Here is a 14,485-nt window from a genome sequence, read left to right on the forward strand (position 1 = left end):
AACCGCTTCGATCCGCGCCGATCAACCCGCACCGGCGAGGCCCAGCGAACGGCTCGGGTCGAAGTCGATGCCGGTGATGTAGCGCTTGCCGGCGTGCGCCTTGATGTGCACGACGATGTCGATCGTCAGCATCAGCAGGCGCTTGATCACCGAGAACTCCAGGCCCGAACCTTCGTTCGAGGCCTTCACCATCAGCGCCAGCTGGTCCCAGGTCTGCGCCGTACTGCCGGCGTGGCAACTGGTGATCGAACCCGGGTGGCCCGACGCGCAGTTTCGGATGAAGTAGAACGCTTCGTCGCCACGCAACTCGGCCAGGATGATGCGGTCGGGCTTCATGCGGAGGCAGGCCTCCATGCAGCTCTTCGCGGTCACGTTGCTCGCGCTCTGGCCGCCCTTCGAATACAGCAGGTGCACGATGTTCGGCTGGTCGATGAAGAGCTCGCGGGCGTCCTCGATCGTCACCAGGCGCTCTTCATGCGGGATGTGGCCCACGAGCGACTTCATGAAGGTCGTCTTGCCGCTGCCGGTGGCGCCGGCGACGACGATGTTCTTCTTGTACAGCACCGCCTTCTTGAAGAAGTCGGCGTAGTTGCGCTCAGAGCGCAGCGCCAGCAGTTCCTTGTCGAAATCGCTGACTTCCGGCGCGCCTTCGAGGATCTGCTTGAAGAAACCGCTGTCCACGTAGTTCTGCAGCGTGAAGGTGCGCTTGGCCGGGAGGCGGATCGTGATCGAGACCTTGCCCGCATCGCAGGCCGGCGGAATCACGAACTGCGCACGCTGGCCGGTCGGGAAGGTCAGCGACACCACGGGGTCGACGTCGGTGATGCGCTGGCCGGTGTTGCTTTCGTTCACCACCGCGGTACAGAACTGGCGGGCGCGCTCGAAGGTCAGCGACGGGACCTCGATGTGCTTCCAGCCCGAGGTGGTTTCGAGATACAGCTCGCCCGGACGGTTGATGCAGATTTCGGTCACTTCCGGCGAGGACATGTACTCGAGGATGCCGAGCACGCTGTACTGGTATTCCAGGAAGTCGTTGGAGACGTTGGCGATCGGTGAATTGTCGATGTCCATGGGGGGCTGCGGTCGGCTTGCGGGGCGGCGGGACCGGCGATGCCGGGCACGAAGGGAATGCGAAGGAAATCAGTGGCGAAAGAAATCGGGAAGTGCCATGCCGGCGAGACGACGGCACCCCGGAAACGACGACGCGGCGCCAGGACGTGTCGGAAGACACGCCCCGCGCCGCGCCGGACCGCCCATCAGCGGTGGATGACGCCGGAGAAGTCGACGTCCTGGGCGACGTAGATGTTCAGCACGGTGCCCTGGTTGATGGTCACCGTGGCCGGACGCGCCAGCGACTTGCTGAGCGCCTGGTTGGCGAGGCGTTCCATCGTCTTCGAGGTGTTGCTCTCGAACGGCTGGGTGACGATGTTGCCGCCGGTGGTCACCGAGTCGGTCGCCGGGCCGTGTTCCGCGGCCTCGTATTTGAACAGGTCGCTGATCAGGCTGATCATCAGCGCCGAGCTCATCTTGCTGGCCCAGTGCGCGTTGTAATCGCCCGGATGGCCGGCACCACCGAGGTTGTCGACGCCCGCGCCTTCCAGCGTCAGGTCGAGACCGTTCGGCGTGGTGATGCGATCCCAGACCACCGCGACGCGCGGACCCTTCGGCTCGCCCTGATAGCGGCCGAGGGCCTTGGAGCCCTTCGGCAGCAGCAGCTTGCGACCGTTGATCGAGTACACCGGCTCGGTGACGATGCAGGAGGTGAAGCCGTCGACGTCGGTGATGATGCGGGTCTCGAGCACGCAGCGGATGTAGGTGCCGCGGACCATCAGCGTGTCGGGATTGCGCTGGTACTGGGCGATGCTCACCTTGTTGCCACCGTTGCGCGCCGCAGCGGCGGCATCCGCCCCGCCGGGGGCGCCGCCGTTCTGCTGCGCGGTGGCGCTGTGCAGGTTCTCGAGCATCGCGTTCAGCACCGGGTCGTTGGCCTGGCCCGTGCCCGGCGCACCGCCGCCACGGCCATCGGTGATGCCCATGCGGCGCTCGGCGAGCGTCGGGCCCTGCGGCACCGGCGGACCGTAGTCGCGGTCACTGTTGTCGTCACGGCCGTTGCCGCGGTTGTTGTTCGCGGAACGTGCGGCAGGCTCCTCGGGCGGAAGCGGCGGCAGTTCCTGGACCGGCACCGGCTGCGGTTCGGGCTGGACGTCCGCGAAATCCGGACCGTTCGGCGAACCCGCACCCTTCGGCAGGTCGGGGATGACGACCTTCTCTTCCTTCGGCTTCTTGACGTCGTCTTCCTTCTTCGACGTCGCGTTCTTCAGCACGACGAGCGTCATCAGGATGAGGAGCACCACGATGCCGCCCAGCATCATGATCATCTTGCGGTTGATGCGCTGCGATTCGGCGGACTTGAGCTGCGGCGCGCCGGCATCGAGGTCGGGCTGCTGCGCCTGCGGCTGCTGCGCGGAATAGTAGGGATTGCTCCCCTGCGCGTTGGGATCGTAGCCCTGGCCGTACGGGTCGCCAGAGGGGTAGTCGCCGGACTGTCCCGGCGGATTCGGCGGGAAATTCTGGTTCACTTTTGCTTGTTCCTACGCAGACCGACGACGTTCTTCCCGTGGCGAACGACCAGGAAGGGATAGGTGCCATGGACGACGAGGGTGTTGTCCTCGACCGTGGTGTTGACCAGGAAATCCTCGCCACCCTCACGATCGCGGGCATACACCGCCGGGAAGTCGCCCGACGGGAAGCGGTTGACGTTGTTGAAACGGATGTAGGTGAACTGGCCGTCGTCGTATACGTTCACCGGGATCAGCCACTTGTTCTTGGTCCGGGTGGAGAACGAATAGTCGAAGTAGTACGTCCTGGTCTTGTCCAGCTCCGTGTCGATCTCGCTCTGGCGGGGCTTCGGCGCACCCTTGGCCTCGGCCGCCGCCGCTGCCGAGAACACCGTGCTGTTGCCGTAGATGAACGTGATCTTGTAGTTCACGCCGGCGCGCTTGGCCTGCTCCAGCGCCGTCCAGTCGGTCGCCACCACCTTGAGTTCGAACAGGTAGGAGTGCGTGGCCGTGCGCACCATCATGTTGGTGTCGACGTCCGTGTTCTTCGGCTTCAGGTAGAAGACGTTGTCGCGGCGGTTGAGTTCCCAGCCCGAATTGAAACCGGTGCTGTAGTCGAGGATCTCCTCGCTGGGGCTCAACTCGATCTGGGTGGTGATGCCCAGGCCGGTGCGGACCTCGTAGATGCGGTCCGGCTCGTATTCGTACTCGACGATGGCTTGCGCGAACGCCGGCCGCACCAGCGCCACCGACGCCAGCACGCACAGCAGGACCGCATAGCAAGAGCGATGCAAGCGACTCATCTGTTGCCTACTCCATTGACTTGATTGGGGGCCTGCGCGGCCGGAACCTGTTGCGGGACGGCCGGGGCGGCGCCGGCGGGGTACTGCGGCTGCGGCGCGGCGGCGGGGTTGCCGAAGTCGGGCGCCGACGGGTAGACCTGGCCCTGACCGGCCGGGACCTGGCCCGGCTGGCCCGGGATGGGCTGACCCGGAATCGCCTGACCCGGGACCGCCGGCTGGCCCGGAATCGGCTGACCGGGAATCGCCTGTCCCGGATACGGCTGGCCGGGGTACGGCTGCTGCGGGTAGCCGGCGGGCACCTGCGGCTGCGCGGAGACCGGGTTCTCGACCGGCGGCGACGCGGCGTAGTCGGTATCGACGGTGTACTCGGTGACCTGGAAGCCCAGCGGGTTGTTCCACCGCTGCTTGTCGTCCATCGACAGGTTCGGCTTGTAGGTGTATTCCAGCCGCGCGATCTTGCTGTCGATCGGCTTGGTGTCGCCGGTCTTCTTGTCGTACTCGACGCGCTGGAAACGGACGGTGGCGCTGTTGCGCGCGTTGTCGCCCGAGCCCTTGCGATCCAGCTGGATGCTGAGGATCTTCACCCGGACCGCACGTTCCTTGCCGTACTTCTTGAACGGACTGTCGGGATTGTTCGCGGCGTGGATGGCGGCGTAGCCGTTGCGCACGTTGGGCGAGGACAGCACGTTCACCAGATCCCAGTCGCGCAGGTTCATCATGGCCACGTCGAAGGACTCGCGGGCGATGATGTACTGGGCGACGTTGCTGCGACCCAGCGCTTCGCTCTGGGTGATGCTGTTGGGGCTGTTGAAATCACCGCGCAGGGTCGCGACGGTGGCCTGGCCGGTGAAGGCGTCGGCCATGATCAGGTAGGGCACTTCCTTCTTCAGCGGAAGGATGTAGATGAACCCGCCGACCATCGCGATCACGATGCCGAGGCAGGTCCAGGCGATCATCCACGCGCGCTTTTCGCTGCGCCGGGCGAGGTCGGCGATGCTGACCTCGAAGTTGACGCCTTTCGCGACCGAATTGTCGATCTGCGGCGATTCTTTTTTCTTGCCTAGCATTCTGAAGCCTGTAGTCCCGAATGGATTGGAAGGGTTCCGGACCCGGCGGACGGCACCGAAGCGCCGTCGCCGGCGCGCGTCAGGGCGCGGAACTCCCGCTGCCGGCATCACCGGACGCGATGCGCACGACGATCTCGTTGCCGCTCACGCCGATCGAGACCTGCTGCGCGGCATAGGCGGCGTTGAGCTGGGACACGGCCTCCTGCAGGCTCGGCGTGCGGATGTCCGCGACGGCCGAATACAGGGTGTAGTCCATCGGGTGACGATAGGTCAGCGTCATGTGCGAGTCGTCGGCCCAGCGCTCGAGCATGTTCTTGAGCGTGCGGTCCATGGGCGAGGCGTAGTAGAGATAGGTGTCCTGAAGCGGGAGCGCCTGGGTCTCTTCCGCGAAGCGGTTGACGGTCTTCCAGCGACCGCCGAAGTCGGGTGCCGGGCGCGTGGCGCAGCTGGACAGGGCCACCGCGCAGAGCACGGCGAACATGAGCTTGGTCAGGATCGAGATTCGAGATTTCACACGCCACCCGGGAGAAGATCGGAGAAATTGAGTGAAACACAGGATGGAACGGCAACCCCACCCGCCCGCGGCACGGACGGCTGGAACGCAGGCACGGAACGGGTCCGCGCACGGAAGCCGACCAGGGTCGCCTCGGGCGGAACGTCGACGGGCAAATGGCACCGGACACGGTACGACCGGGTGCTGGTAGGCGGATTCCCTGTTGTCACGACAGATCAGGCCCCCTCCTCGCACCGATCATCGCCGCCGGTCGTTCCCCAAAGTCGCGAACTGCTGCGGCGTCCTTCTGCTCATCCCAGTGTGCTCCCCCGCACCCCGCAACCTGCAGACCGGGGTCCACGGGGCGGCAGGCTGGAACGCATCCTTGGCTGCGTCGGGGGAACATAGCCCGTTCCCACGTGATTGGTCAAGAAATCCCTGTGCGATCGACACCGTTGCCGCAGCCTGCCCGTGCACGGGCGGCGCGGAAGGCGGATTCGCGCCGGAAAACCGGGGCATCGCGCTTGCATCCGTCATCGATCGCGTGGATGGGCGCACGGTTCCGGGCCCGGCCCGGACAAGGACGGGACAAGCCTCAGGAGGCGGGACGCAGGCGGCCTTCGTGGAGTTCGAGGACGCGATCCAGCCGCGCCGCCAGTCCCCGGTCATGCGTGACCAGGACCAGGCTGGTGCCCTGTTCACGATTGAGCCCGAGCATCAGGTCGAACACGGTGGCCGCGGTCTTCTCGTCCAGGTTGCCGGTGGGCTCGTCGCCCAGCACGCAGGCGGGCCGGTTCACCAGCGCCCGGGCGACCGCGGCGCGCTGGCGTTCGCCGCCGGACAGCTCGCCCGGCTTGTGTTCCAGCCGATGGCCCAGGCCGACCGCTTCGAGCAGGCCACGCGCGCGCCGGTCGGCCTCGGCCACCGGGGCGCCATTCAGCAGCACCGGCAGCATCACGTTCTCCAGCGCGGAGAACTCGGGCAGCAGGTGGTGGAACTGGTAGACGAAGCCCAGCGCACGATTGCGCAGGCGGCCGCGGTCGGCATCGGAGAGGTCGCTCATGCGCTGGCCGGCGACGTAGACCTCGCCCCGGGTCGGTCGGTCGAGACCGCCGAGCAGGTGCAGCAGCGTGCTCTTGCCCGCACCGGAGGCGCCGACGATCGCGACCGTCTCGCCCCGGGCGACCGACAATTGCAGCCCGGCGAAGACCGGCGTGTGCAGCCGGCCCTCGGCGTAGGTCATGGTCAGGTCTTCGCAGCGGAGGACCGCGTCCTGCATCGCCGGCTCACTCATAGCGCAGGGCCTCCGCCGGGGCGGTGCGCGCCGCGCGCCAGGCCGGGTACAGCGTGGCGAGGAAGGCCATGGCCAGCGCCACCAGCGCGATCACGGTCACGTCGAACGCGCGCAGTTCGGTGGGCAGGCCGGTGATGTAGTAGACGTCCTCCGGCAGCAGCTCGACGTGGAAGGCGCGCTCGATGACTTCGAGGATGCTCTGCAGATTGAGCGTGAGCAGGATGCCGCCGACCACGCCGGAAACGGTGCCGATGATGCCGATCATCGACCCCTGCACCATGAAGACCTGCATCACCCCGCCCGGTGTCAGCCCAAGCGTGCGCAGGATCGCGATGTCGGCCTGCTTGTCGGTGACCAGCATCACCTGCGAATTCACCAGGGTGAAGGCGCCCATCAGGATGATCAGCGACAGCAGGATCGCCATCATCGTCTTCTCCAGCTTGAGCGCGCGGAACATGTTGGCGTTCTCGTGCGACCAGTCGCTGACCCGGAAGGTCTCGTCCATCCGCGCGGCGAGCCGGCGCGCGAGTTCGCGCGAGACGTCCCAGGCCTGGTCCATGTCGTGCATGCGCAGGCGCACGCCGGTGACGCCGTCGCCCATGCGCAGCAGGCGCTGGGCGTCGGCGATGTGCACCACGGCGAGGTGGCGGTCGAAATCCTGATGCCCGGCCTCGAACAGGCCGGTGACCTTGAAGCGCTTGGTCTGCACCATCGCGCCCAGCGGCGTGCTCTGGAATTCCGGGGTGTAGACGATCACCGTGTCGCCGACGCCGACGCCCAGCCACAGCGCCAGTTCGCGGCCGAGGACGATGTGGTACTCGCCCGGCACCAGCGATTGCAGCGAGGTGCCGTCGACCATCTTCTTCGCCAGCACCGACACCTGCCCTTCCATCGCGGGATCGACGCCGCGCAGCAGCGCGCCCTCCTCCTGCGGCCCCTGCAGCATCACCGGGCGCTCGATGTAGGGCGCGGCGCCGGCGACGCGCGGATCACGCTTCGCTTCGGTCACCGCCTCGGCCCAGCCCTGCAGCGGCTGGCCGTCGGCGCTGACCGTGGCATGCGCGGCCATCTGCAGCATGCGGTCGCGGATCTCGCGCTGGAAGCCGCTCATCACCGCAAGCGTCGTGATCAGCGCGGCCACGCCGAGGGCGATGCCCAGCATCGAGGCCAGCGAGATGAAGGAGATGAAGCCGTTGCGGCGCTTGGCGCGGAGATAGCGCAGGCCGATGGCGACGGACAGGGGCTTGAACATGGCGACCCGCGGGGTGAATCCGGCTATGGTGCCATCCGCCCTGCCCGGCGCACAGCATCGATCCGGTCGACGGCCAGACGCAGTTCACGCCGCCCGGCGGCGTCCAGCGTGTCCGGCCAGAAGCTGCCGCGGGCGATCCGGCCCGACGCCTCGCGCCAGGCGACGAAGGCCAGCGGGCCGCGCCAGTCGACGCGCAGGTCGCTCACCGCGGCGCCATCGACGGTGGTCTGGCCATCGCCGTCGACGACGATCAGGCACGCCGGTCGTCGCGCCTCGCCCCGGGCGCGCCACAGCGCGGTCGCGCATGCGGCGAACGCCAGCGGCCATGCGAAGGCGCGCGGCATCTCCGACGCGAGCACGGCCAGCGGCGCGAGCGCCGACAGCGCGAGCAGCGCGGCGATCGGCCAGCGCGATGCGCGCAGCTCAAACCGGGAGGGCGCGGATGCGTTCGACGAGCGCATGCAGCTCGGTGTCGTCGGGCGCCTCGTGGCCGAGGAACCAGCGCCACAGGCGGTCGTCCTCGCAGGCGAGCAGGCGCTCGAAGGTGTGGCGCTCGTCCGGCGACGCCTCGCCCCAGACGCGATCGAGATAGCGCAGGCAGAGCTGGTCGAGTTCGCGCATGCCGCGACGGCAGCGCCAGCGCAGGCGCCGGCGCGTGGCGTCGTCGGATCCGGCACTCATGGTGCGAGCAGCCCGTAACCGATGACGCACCACAGCGCGAGCAGCGCGAACACGCTGGCCGCGAACGCGCGGAAACGGTGCATCACCCGGTTGTAGGTGCACTGGATGACGCTGTGGACGATGCGCGCGGCGACGTAGGCCCAGGCGAGGCCCAGCACCCACGGCCCGGTCTGGCCGGTGATCGCGGCCACCGCCAGCGCGAAGTAGAACAGCACCGGCATCTCGAACAGGTTGCGGAAGTTGTCCGCGGGGGCGACGTCGGCGTACAGCGCCGCGGCCTGCTGTGACGTCGCGACCTGCTGCGGGCGGATGCGGTCGCGCTTCATCTGCGCGACGCGACGCCGGAACATCACCGCCAGCACGACGAAGGTCAGCGCGACCATCGCGAGGCCGGGCAGGAAGAGGGCGGTGCTGGTATGCGGGTCGGTCATGGTCCGGGCGATCCTGCTTCAGTCAAACCTGCTTCACTCAAACCTGTTTCAGTCGATCCTGCTTCGGCCGATCATCGGTCAGAAGCTGTGGACGCAGTGATCGTGGTCCAGTTCGACCCTGCCCTCGCGCCGGGTGAAGGCCGCACAGGCCTTCGGCGAAGCATCTTTCTCGCACGCCGCCGCGATGCGCTCCAGCAGCGACCGATCCTGCGCCAATGCACTGCAGAACGTGCCGCTGAAGACGGCCGAGACCGTCTCCTCGCTGGCATGCGGACGCAGGAAATCGCCGCTGACGTAGTCGGCGACATCGGTATCGCCGATCTCCGGAATCGAGGCGCATGCGCGGATCGCCGCCTGCCCCTCCGCCGCGCGGATGCAGGCGACCAGCGCACGTCCGGCATCGCTGGCGTAAAACGTTTCCGCCCGGCCCAGCACGTCGTCGGGAATGGTGCGCGCCATCAGCAGCAGCCAACTGTCACGGGAGCGGGACCACACGACCAGACGCATGGTGTCGGCGACGAGCCGGGTGGCGGCGTCCTCGGACGCGGGATCGGCGATGCTCAGCATCGTGGTGTCGTAGATCTTCGGGAACTGCGACACGTCGACCAGCGTTTCGATCCGGTGCAGCCGCTGCGGATCGACGGGTTCCGCTGCGGCCGACTCTTTCGCCGGCTCCGCATGCGCGAGCGACACCGCCGCGCACAGGACGAGCGCGCCCCGCCATGCGATGCGCACGGGCGACCCGCCCCGGCGGATCACACCTGTCTCGCCAGCATCAGCCGCTTGATCTCGCCGATCGCCTGCGCCGGGTTCAGGCCCTTCGGGCAGGTGCGCGCGCAGTTCATGATCGTGTGGCAGCGATACAGCTTGAACGGGTCTTCCAGATCGTCGAGGCGCGCGCCGGTGTCCTCGTCGCGGCTGTCGATGATCCAGCGGTAGGCCTGCAGCAGGATCGCCGGACCGAGGTAACGGTCGCCGTTCCACCAGTAGCTCGGGCAACTGGTGCTGCAACAGGCGCAGAGGATGCACTCGTACAGGCCATCGAGCTTGGCACGGTCTTCCTTCGACTGCAGACGCTCGCGATCCGGCGGCGCCGGGGTCTGCGTGCGCAGCCACGGGCGGATCGACGCGTACTGCGCGTAGAAATGCGTGAGATCGGGCACCAGGTCCTTGATCACCGGCATGTGCGGCAGCGGGTAGATCGGGACCTCCTTGCCACCGCAGTCGTCGATCGCCTTGGTGCAGGCCAGCGTGTTGGTGCCGTCGATGTTCATCGCGCACGAACCGCAGATGCCCTCGCGGCAGGAACGACGGAACGTCAGCGTCGGGTCGATCTCGTTCTTGATCTTGATCAGCGCGTCGAGAACCATCGGCCCGCACGTGTCGAGGTCGACCTCGTAGGTGTCGGTGCGCGGGTTCTCGTCGTCGTCCGGGCTCCAGCGGTAGATCTTGAACTCGCGCACCCGCTTGGCGCCGGCCGGCGCGGAGAAGCGCTTGCCCTTGTGGACCTTGGAATGCTTGGGAAGGGTGAACTCGGCCATTGTCTCGATCCGGAATGCGGTGCGGTGCCGTGGGCGGTCAGTAGGTGCGCTTCTTCGGCGGAACGACGTCGACGTCGCCGGTCAGCGTGTACATGTGCACCGGGCGGTAGTCGATCTGCGTGTTGCCCGCGCCGTCGGTCCAGCACAGCGTGTGCTTCATCCAGTGTTCGTCGTCGCGGATGCCCTCGTCGGCGAGGTTGCCCTGTTCGTCCTTGGCCCAGAAATCCTCGCGGGCGTGGGCGCCACGGGATTCCTTGCGGTTCTCGGCGGACACGATCGTGACCAGCGCCTGGCCGAGCAGGTTCTGCAGCTCCAGGGTCTCGATCAGGTCGGAGTTCCACACCAGCGAGCGGTCGCTGACGCGGACGTCCTCGAAGCCCTTCACGCAGTCGCGGATGCGCTCGACGCCGTTCTTCAGGCCTTCCGGCGTGCGGAACACGGCCGCGTCCTTCTGCATGATCCGCTGCATGCGCAGGCGCAGCTCCGCGGTCGACGTGCCGCCGTTGGCGTTGCGGGCACGGTCGAGGTTGGCCAGCGCCTGGTCGCAGGCGTCCGACGGCAGCGCCTTGTGCGCGGCACCGGGCTTGATCGTCTCGGCGCAGCGGTTGGCGACCGCGCGGCCGAACACCACGAGGTCGAGCAGCGAGTTCGACCCGAGGCGGTTCGCGCCGTGGACCGACACGCACGCCGCTTCGCCGATGGCGTAGAGGCCCGGGACCACCGCATCGGGGTTGCCGTTGCGCAGCTGCACCACTTCGCCGTGGTAGTTGGTCGGGATGCCGCCCATGTTGTAGTGCACGGTCGGGATCACCGGGATCGGCTGCTTCTCGACGTCGACACCGGCGAAGATCCGCGCGCTCTCGGCGATGCCGGGCAGCTTCTCGTGGATGTCCTTCGGATCGAGGTGGGTCAGGTCGAGGTGGATGTGGTCGCCGTGCTCGCCGACGCCGCGGCCTTCGCGGATTTCCAGCGTCATCGAGCGCGAGACGACGTCGCGCGAGGCGAGGTCCTTCGCGTTCGGCGCGTAGCGCTCCATGAAGCGCTCGCCCTTGTTGTTGCGCAGGATGCCGCCTTCGCCGCGCACGCCCTCGGTGATCAGGCAGCCCGCGCCGTAGATGCCGGTCGGGTGGAACTGCACGAATTCCATGTCCTGCAGGCCGAGGCCCGCGCGCAGCGCCATGCCGCCGCCGTCGCCGGTGCAGGTGTGCGCCGAGGTCGCCGAGAAGTACGCGCGGCCGTAGCCACCGGTGGCCAGCACCACGCCCTGCGAACGGAACAGGTGCAGCGTGCCTTCGGCCATGTCCAGCGCGAGCACGCCGCGGCAGGCACCTTCGGCGTCCATGATCAGGTCGAGCGCGAAGTATTCGATGAAGAACCGCGCGTCGTGCGCCAGCGACTGCTGGTACAGCGTGTGCAGGATCGCGTGGCCGGTGCGGTCGGCGGCGGCGCAGGTGCGCTGCGCGGTGCCCTTGCCGTAGTGCGTGGTCATGCCGCCGAACGGACGCTGGTAGATCTTGCCGTCCTCGGTGCGCGAGAACGGCACGCCCTGGTGTTCGAGTTCGATGATCGCGGGAATGGCCTCGCGGCACATGTACTCGATCGCGTCCTGGTCGCCCAGCCAGTCCGAGCCCTTGATGGTGTCGTAGAAGTGGAAGCGCCAGTCGTCCTCGCCCATGTTGCCCAGCGCGGCGGAAATGCCGCCCTGCGCCGCGACGGTGTGCGAGCGGGTCGGGAAGACCTTGGTGATGCAGGCGGTCTGCAGGCCCTTCTGCGCGAGGCCGAAGGTGGCGCGCAGGCCGGCACCGCCGGCGCCGACCACGACCATGTCGTACTTGTGTTCGGTGATCTTGTAGGCAGTCATGTCGATCAGGCCAGCAGTGCGATCCGGCCGATCGCGTAAAGGGAAGCGAGGGCGCCCAGCGCGCAGGCGAACAGCACCAGCACCTGCAGCGCGAGTTCGATGGCACGGTGGTGGACGTAGTCCTCGATCACCACCTGCAGGCCGAGGCGGGCGTGCGCGAAGAGGCTGATCGCGAACAGCGCCAGCGCGATCGCGTTGACCGGCTTCGCCAACGCCGCCTGCACCTGCGCCTGGTCGGCGCCGGCCAGCGCGACCAGCATGCCGATCACCCATGGCGCCAGCAGGACGAGGAACACGGCGGTAACGCGCTGCCACCAGAAATGCCCGGTGCCGGACTTGGCGGAGCCCAGGCCGCGGGCGCGGCCCACCGGCGAACGGTAATCGCGGGTCGTCGGGGTGCTCATGCCTTGCCTCCCAGTGCGACGACCCAGATCAGGGCGGTCAACACGAACGTCAGCGCGATCACGGTGTAGCCGGAGCGGTAAACCTGCGGGATGCGGAAGCCCCAGCCGAGGTCCCACAGCAGATGGCGGATGCCGTTGAGCAGGTGGTACATCAGCGCCAGCGAGAAGCCGAACAGCACCAGCTTGCCGAACGGCGAGGCCAGCAGGGCCGCGGCGTTGGCGTAGCTCTCGCCGCCGCGGGCCACGGCCAGCAGCCACCAGGCCAGGCCGAACGCGCCGAGGGAGAGGACGATGCCGCTGACGCGATGCAGGATCGACATCACGCTGGTGATCTGCTTGCGGTAGATCTGCAGATGCGGCGACAGGGGACGTGCGCGTTGGGTCATTCGGATGGCGCCCTGGTCGGTCAAGTGAGGAACAACGCCCCGGAGGGTCCGGAGCATCTAAACAAGCAAGCGCATCAGAAATCGATGCAGCGTCCGTTCTTTTCCCAGTCCCCGTAGCGCGTGGGGTCCGGGCCCTCGCGACCGCCGATCTCCTTCGCCGGGACGGGCGGCCGCTGCGCGGGCGCCGGTTCGGTGACCGGGAGTTCCGGATCGGTCGCGGAGATGAGAACGGTTTCGCCTATCATGGTCGGGATTCCTGAACCGTGAAGTTTAAGTCCCGCCCCCATGCCGGACAACCCGCAAGCTGCACCGGACCGCTGGTTCCGTCTCTCAGACCATCGTCTACTGTCCCTGGCAGGACGCGATGCCGTCGCGTTCGCGCAGGCGCAGACGATGAACGACGTCGCTGCGCTGGAAGAGGGCCGCTGGCAGTGGAACGGCTGGCTGACGGCCAAGGGCCGGGTGATTGCGTTGTTCGGACTGGTGCGCATCGCCCCTGATACGGTGTGGCTGGTCGTTCCGGATGCAGATGCGGACGCCCTCGCCGACCGGCTGCGCCGCTTCGTGTTCCGCAGCAAGGTCGCGATCGCGGTGCGCGACGACCTGGCCATCGCCGGCCGGCTGAGCGCGTCGGATCTCGCCTCCGGCAACCACTGGGCAGGCGACCCGGCCCATGCCATCGAACTGGACCTCTCCGGCGACCTCGACGGAGGCCACGCGGGCCGCAGCCTGCGCATCGGCCCGGCGGTGGTAGCCGACGACGACCTCGCTGCCCTCGCCCTCTGGCGGCGCCAGGACCTCGAACACGGCTGGCCGCGGCTCGACGCCGCGCAGTCCGAGCAGTGGACGCCGCAGCAGCTGTCGCTGGACCGCCTGCGCGCCTTCAGCGTGAAGAAGGGCTGCTACCCCGGTCAGGAGATCGTGGCGCGGACGCATTTCCTCGGGCAGGCGAAGCGAGGACTGGCGCTGATCGCCGCCGACGCGCCGCCGGCGCCCGGATCGGCGCTGGACGTCGCCGATCCGCAGGCCGGGACCGTCGTGTCCACGGCCGGCGACCTCGCGCTGGCGGTGGTGCCACTCGATGCGGCATCGGCGCCCGCCCGAAACGACGGAAGCCCCGCGGCGGGCGGGGCTTCCTGGCATTTCGCACAGCTCCGGGACGGGCTGGCGCGCTGACGGGATCGGCGTCGATCAGAACAGCGAACGCGACCCGATCTGCGCCGGCGCCTGTTCCTGACCGCCCTGTTGTCGGGCCTGTTCCTGCACCTGGGCCTGCGCGAGCTGCGGCCCCTGCTGGGCGTTGATCCGGTTGACCTCGTCGAAATTGCGCTCGGCCGGCTGAGTCAGGTCCTGGGTGGGCACGGCCAGCGTGCGCACGGTCGGGTTGTTCGGATCGCCCTGGTACATGATCGCGTAGCGGCCCGGCACGTCGCCGCGGCTGAGCACGACGCCGTCGACGTCGGCCCGCGGATCCAGCGACGCGTTCTCGCGGGTCGCTTCGGCCTTGTAGGCGCGGAACATCGCGGCGGTGGCGCGCTCGTTCATGTCGCCATTGGCGGCAATGCCGCTCTCGCCGTGCATGCGCTCGACCATGTTCCGCATGTTCATGTAGCGGTCGTGGTCGGGATGACCGGGATCGGACGGGTTCTGGGGTGCGTACTGCATCACGGACTCCTCGTGGCCTGCGGCATGACGGGCCCGATCTTACACCGGG

Annotated in this window: 18 protein-coding genes; 1 reads left to right on the forward strand and 17 read right to left on the reverse strand. The window is 67.9% G+C overall.

The window, feature by feature from the left end; translation table 11 throughout:
- Positions 1–21: 21 nt before the first annotated feature.
- The 16 genes from virB11 to ACT53Q_RS02420 all read right to left on the reverse strand — a co-directional run bounded on the left by virB11 (position 22) and on the right by ACT53Q_RS02420 (position 13,016).
- Entirely contained in the window at positions 22–1,071 is a 1,050-nt protein-coding gene (virB11, locus tag ACT53Q_RS02345; protein WP_476185027.1) for a P-type DNA transfer ATPase VirB11, read from the reverse strand.
- Between the two features lie 185 nt (positions 1,072–1,256).
- Positions 1,257–2,579: a TrbI/VirB10 family protein gene (locus ACT53Q_RS02350; protein ID WP_476185028.1), complete on the reverse strand. Its 1,323-nt coding sequence runs from the start codon at positions 2,577–2,579 to the stop codon at positions 1,257–1,259.
- A complete protein-coding gene (locus ACT53Q_RS02355; RefSeq protein WP_476185029.1) occupies positions 2,576–3,361 on the reverse strand; it encodes a TrbG/VirB9 family P-type conjugative transfer protein in 786 nt (261 codons plus the stop codon). The genes ACT53Q_RS02350 and ACT53Q_RS02355 overlap by 4 nt, the downstream gene beginning before the upstream one ends.
- On the reverse strand, positions 3,358–4,428 hold the full coding sequence (locus tag ACT53Q_RS02360) for a VirB8 family type IV secretion system protein (protein ID WP_476185030.1): 1,071 nt from the start codon (positions 4,426–4,428) through the stop codon (positions 3,358–3,360). Before ACT53Q_RS02360 ends, ACT53Q_RS02355 begins: the two co-directional genes overlap by 4 nt.
- Positions 4,429–4,507: 79 nt before the next feature.
- On the reverse strand, positions 4,508–4,909 hold the full coding sequence (locus ACT53Q_RS02365; protein WP_476185170.1) for a TcpQ domain-containing protein: 402 nt from the start codon (positions 4,907–4,909) through the stop codon (positions 4,508–4,510).
- 607 nt (positions 4,910–5,516) lie between these two features.
- Positions 5,517–6,215, reverse strand: coding sequence for a lipoprotein-releasing ABC transporter ATP-binding protein LolD (gene lolD / locus ACT53Q_RS02370; RefSeq protein ID WP_476185031.1), 699 nt, complete (start codon positions 6,213–6,215; stop codon positions 5,517–5,519).
- Entirely contained in the window at positions 6,208–7,467 is a 1,260-nt protein-coding gene (locus tag ACT53Q_RS02375; RefSeq protein WP_476185032.1) for a lipoprotein-releasing ABC transporter permease subunit, read from the reverse strand. The genes lolD and ACT53Q_RS02375 overlap by 8 nt, the downstream gene beginning before the upstream one ends.
- 23 nt (positions 7,468–7,490) lie before the next feature.
- Positions 7,491–7,928 (reverse strand): hypothetical protein, encoded by a 438-nt coding sequence (locus ACT53Q_RS02380; RefSeq protein WP_476185033.1) that lies wholly within the window; start codon positions 7,926–7,928, stop codon positions 7,491–7,493.
- Positions 7,891–8,148, reverse strand: coding sequence for an FAD assembly factor SdhE (locus tag ACT53Q_RS02385; protein ID WP_476185034.1), 258 nt, complete (start codon positions 8,146–8,148; stop codon positions 7,891–7,893). The genes ACT53Q_RS02380 and ACT53Q_RS02385 overlap by 38 nt, the downstream gene beginning before the upstream one ends.
- A complete protein-coding gene (locus ACT53Q_RS02390; protein ID WP_476185035.1) occupies positions 8,145–8,579 on the reverse strand; it encodes an MAPEG family protein in 435 nt (144 codons plus the stop codon). Before ACT53Q_RS02390 ends, ACT53Q_RS02385 begins: the two co-directional genes overlap by 4 nt.
- Positions 8,580–8,657: 78 nt before the next feature.
- Positions 8,658–9,314, reverse strand: a complete 657-nt coding sequence (locus ACT53Q_RS02395) for a hypothetical protein (RefSeq protein WP_476185036.1) — start codon at positions 9,312–9,314, stop codon at positions 8,658–8,660.
- Between the two features lie 20 nt (positions 9,315–9,334).
- Positions 9,335–10,120, reverse strand: a complete 786-nt coding sequence (locus ACT53Q_RS02400; RefSeq protein ID WP_476185037.1) for a succinate dehydrogenase iron-sulfur subunit — start codon at positions 10,118–10,120, stop codon at positions 9,335–9,337.
- Between the two features lie 37 nt (positions 10,121–10,157).
- On the reverse strand, positions 10,158–11,981 hold the full coding sequence (sdhA, locus tag ACT53Q_RS02405) for a succinate dehydrogenase flavoprotein subunit (protein ID WP_476185038.1): 1,824 nt from the start codon (positions 11,979–11,981) through the stop codon (positions 10,158–10,160).
- A gap of 5 nt (positions 11,982–11,986) precedes the next feature.
- Positions 11,987–12,385: a succinate dehydrogenase, hydrophobic membrane anchor protein gene (gene sdhD / locus ACT53Q_RS02410; protein ID WP_476185039.1), complete on the reverse strand. Its 399-nt coding sequence runs from the start codon at positions 12,383–12,385 to the stop codon at positions 11,987–11,989.
- On the reverse strand, positions 12,382–12,771 hold the full coding sequence (gene sdhC / locus ACT53Q_RS02415; protein WP_476185040.1) for a succinate dehydrogenase, cytochrome b556 subunit: 390 nt from the start codon (positions 12,769–12,771) through the stop codon (positions 12,382–12,384). Before sdhC ends, sdhD begins: the two co-directional genes overlap by 4 nt.
- 74 nt (positions 12,772–12,845) lie before the next feature.
- Positions 12,846–13,016: a DUF1674 domain-containing protein gene (locus tag ACT53Q_RS02420; protein WP_476170841.1), complete on the reverse strand. Its 171-nt coding sequence runs from the start codon at positions 13,014–13,016 to the stop codon at positions 12,846–12,848.
- A gap of 40 nt (positions 13,017–13,056) precedes the next feature.
- Here ACT53Q_RS02420 and ygfZ point away from each other — a divergent pair, with 40 nt between their 5' ends.
- Positions 13,057–13,947, forward strand: a complete 891-nt coding sequence (gene ygfZ / locus ACT53Q_RS02425) for a CAF17-like 4Fe-4S cluster assembly/insertion protein YgfZ (protein ID WP_476185041.1) — start codon at positions 13,057–13,059, stop codon at positions 13,945–13,947.
- 15 nt (positions 13,948–13,962) lie between these two features.
- Here ygfZ and ACT53Q_RS02430 read toward each other — a convergent pair whose 3' ends face one another.
- Positions 13,963–14,436: an XVIPCD domain-containing protein gene (locus tag ACT53Q_RS02430; RefSeq protein WP_476185042.1), complete on the reverse strand. Its 474-nt coding sequence runs from the start codon at positions 14,434–14,436 to the stop codon at positions 13,963–13,965.
- Positions 14,437–14,485 lie beyond the last annotated feature (49 nt).

The sequence above is a fragment of the Lysobacter sp. DMC97 genome, assembly GCF_056313745.1.

What these genes read in the sequence shown, in the direction of transcription:
- ACT53Q_RS02365 (WP_476185170.1), bottom strand. Translation starts at nt 4,909, where the DNA reads ATGTTCGCCGTGCTCTGCGCGGTGGCCCTGTCCAGCTGCGCCACGCGC.
- ACT53Q_RS02385 (WP_476185034.1), bottom strand. Translation starts at nt 8,148, where the DNA reads ATGAGTGCCGGATCCGACGACGCCACGCGCCGGCGCCTGCGCTGGCGC.
- sdhA (WP_476185038.1), bottom strand. Translation starts at nt 11,981, where the DNA reads ATGACTGCCTACAAGATCACCGAACACAAGTACGACATGGTCGTGGTC.
- lolD (WP_476185031.1), bottom strand. Translation starts at nt 6,215, where the DNA reads ATGAGTGAGCCGGCGATGCAGGACGCGGTCCTCCGCTGCGAAGACCTG.
- virB11 (WP_476185027.1), bottom strand. Translation starts at nt 1,071, where the DNA reads ATGGACATCGACAATTCACCGATCGCCAACGTCTCCAACGACTTCCTG.
- ACT53Q_RS02420 (WP_476170841.1), bottom strand. Translation starts at nt 13,016, where the DNA reads ATGATAGGCGAAACCGTTCTCATCTCCGCGACCGATCCGGAACTCCCG.
- ACT53Q_RS02375 (WP_476185032.1), bottom strand. Translation starts at nt 7,467, where the DNA reads ATGTTCAAGCCCCTGTCCGTCGCCATCGGCCTGCGCTATCTCCGCGCC.
- ygfZ (WP_476185041.1), top strand. Translation starts at nt 13,057, where the DNA reads ATGCCGGACAACCCGCAAGCTGCACCGGACCGCTGGTTCCGTCTCTCA.
- ACT53Q_RS02430 (WP_476185042.1), bottom strand. Translation starts at nt 14,436, where the DNA reads ATGCAGTACGCACCCCAGAACCCGTCCGATCCCGGTCATCCCGACCAC.
- ACT53Q_RS02360 (WP_476185030.1), bottom strand. Translation starts at nt 4,428, where the DNA reads ATGCTAGGCAAGAAAAAAGAATCGCCGCAGATCGACAATTCGGTCGCG.
- ACT53Q_RS02400 (WP_476185037.1), bottom strand. Translation starts at nt 10,120, where the DNA reads ATGGCCGAGTTCACCCTTCCCAAGCATTCCAAGGTCCACAAGGGCAAG.
- ACT53Q_RS02390 (WP_476185035.1), bottom strand. Translation starts at nt 8,579, where the DNA reads ATGACCGACCCGCATACCAGCACCGCCCTCTTCCTGCCCGGCCTCGCG.
- ACT53Q_RS02380 (WP_476185033.1), bottom strand. Translation starts at nt 7,928, where the DNA reads ATGCGCTCGTCGAACGCATCCGCGCCCTCCCGGTTTGAGCTGCGCGCA.
- ACT53Q_RS02355 (WP_476185029.1), bottom strand. Translation starts at nt 3,361, where the DNA reads ATGAGTCGCTTGCATCGCTCTTGCTATGCGGTCCTGCTGTGCGTGCTG.
- sdhD (WP_476185039.1), bottom strand. Translation starts at nt 12,385, where the DNA reads ATGAGCACCCCGACGACCCGCGATTACCGTTCGCCGGTGGGCCGCGCC.
- sdhC (WP_476185040.1), bottom strand. Translation starts at nt 12,771, where the DNA reads ATGACCCAACGCGCACGTCCCCTGTCGCCGCATCTGCAGATCTACCGC.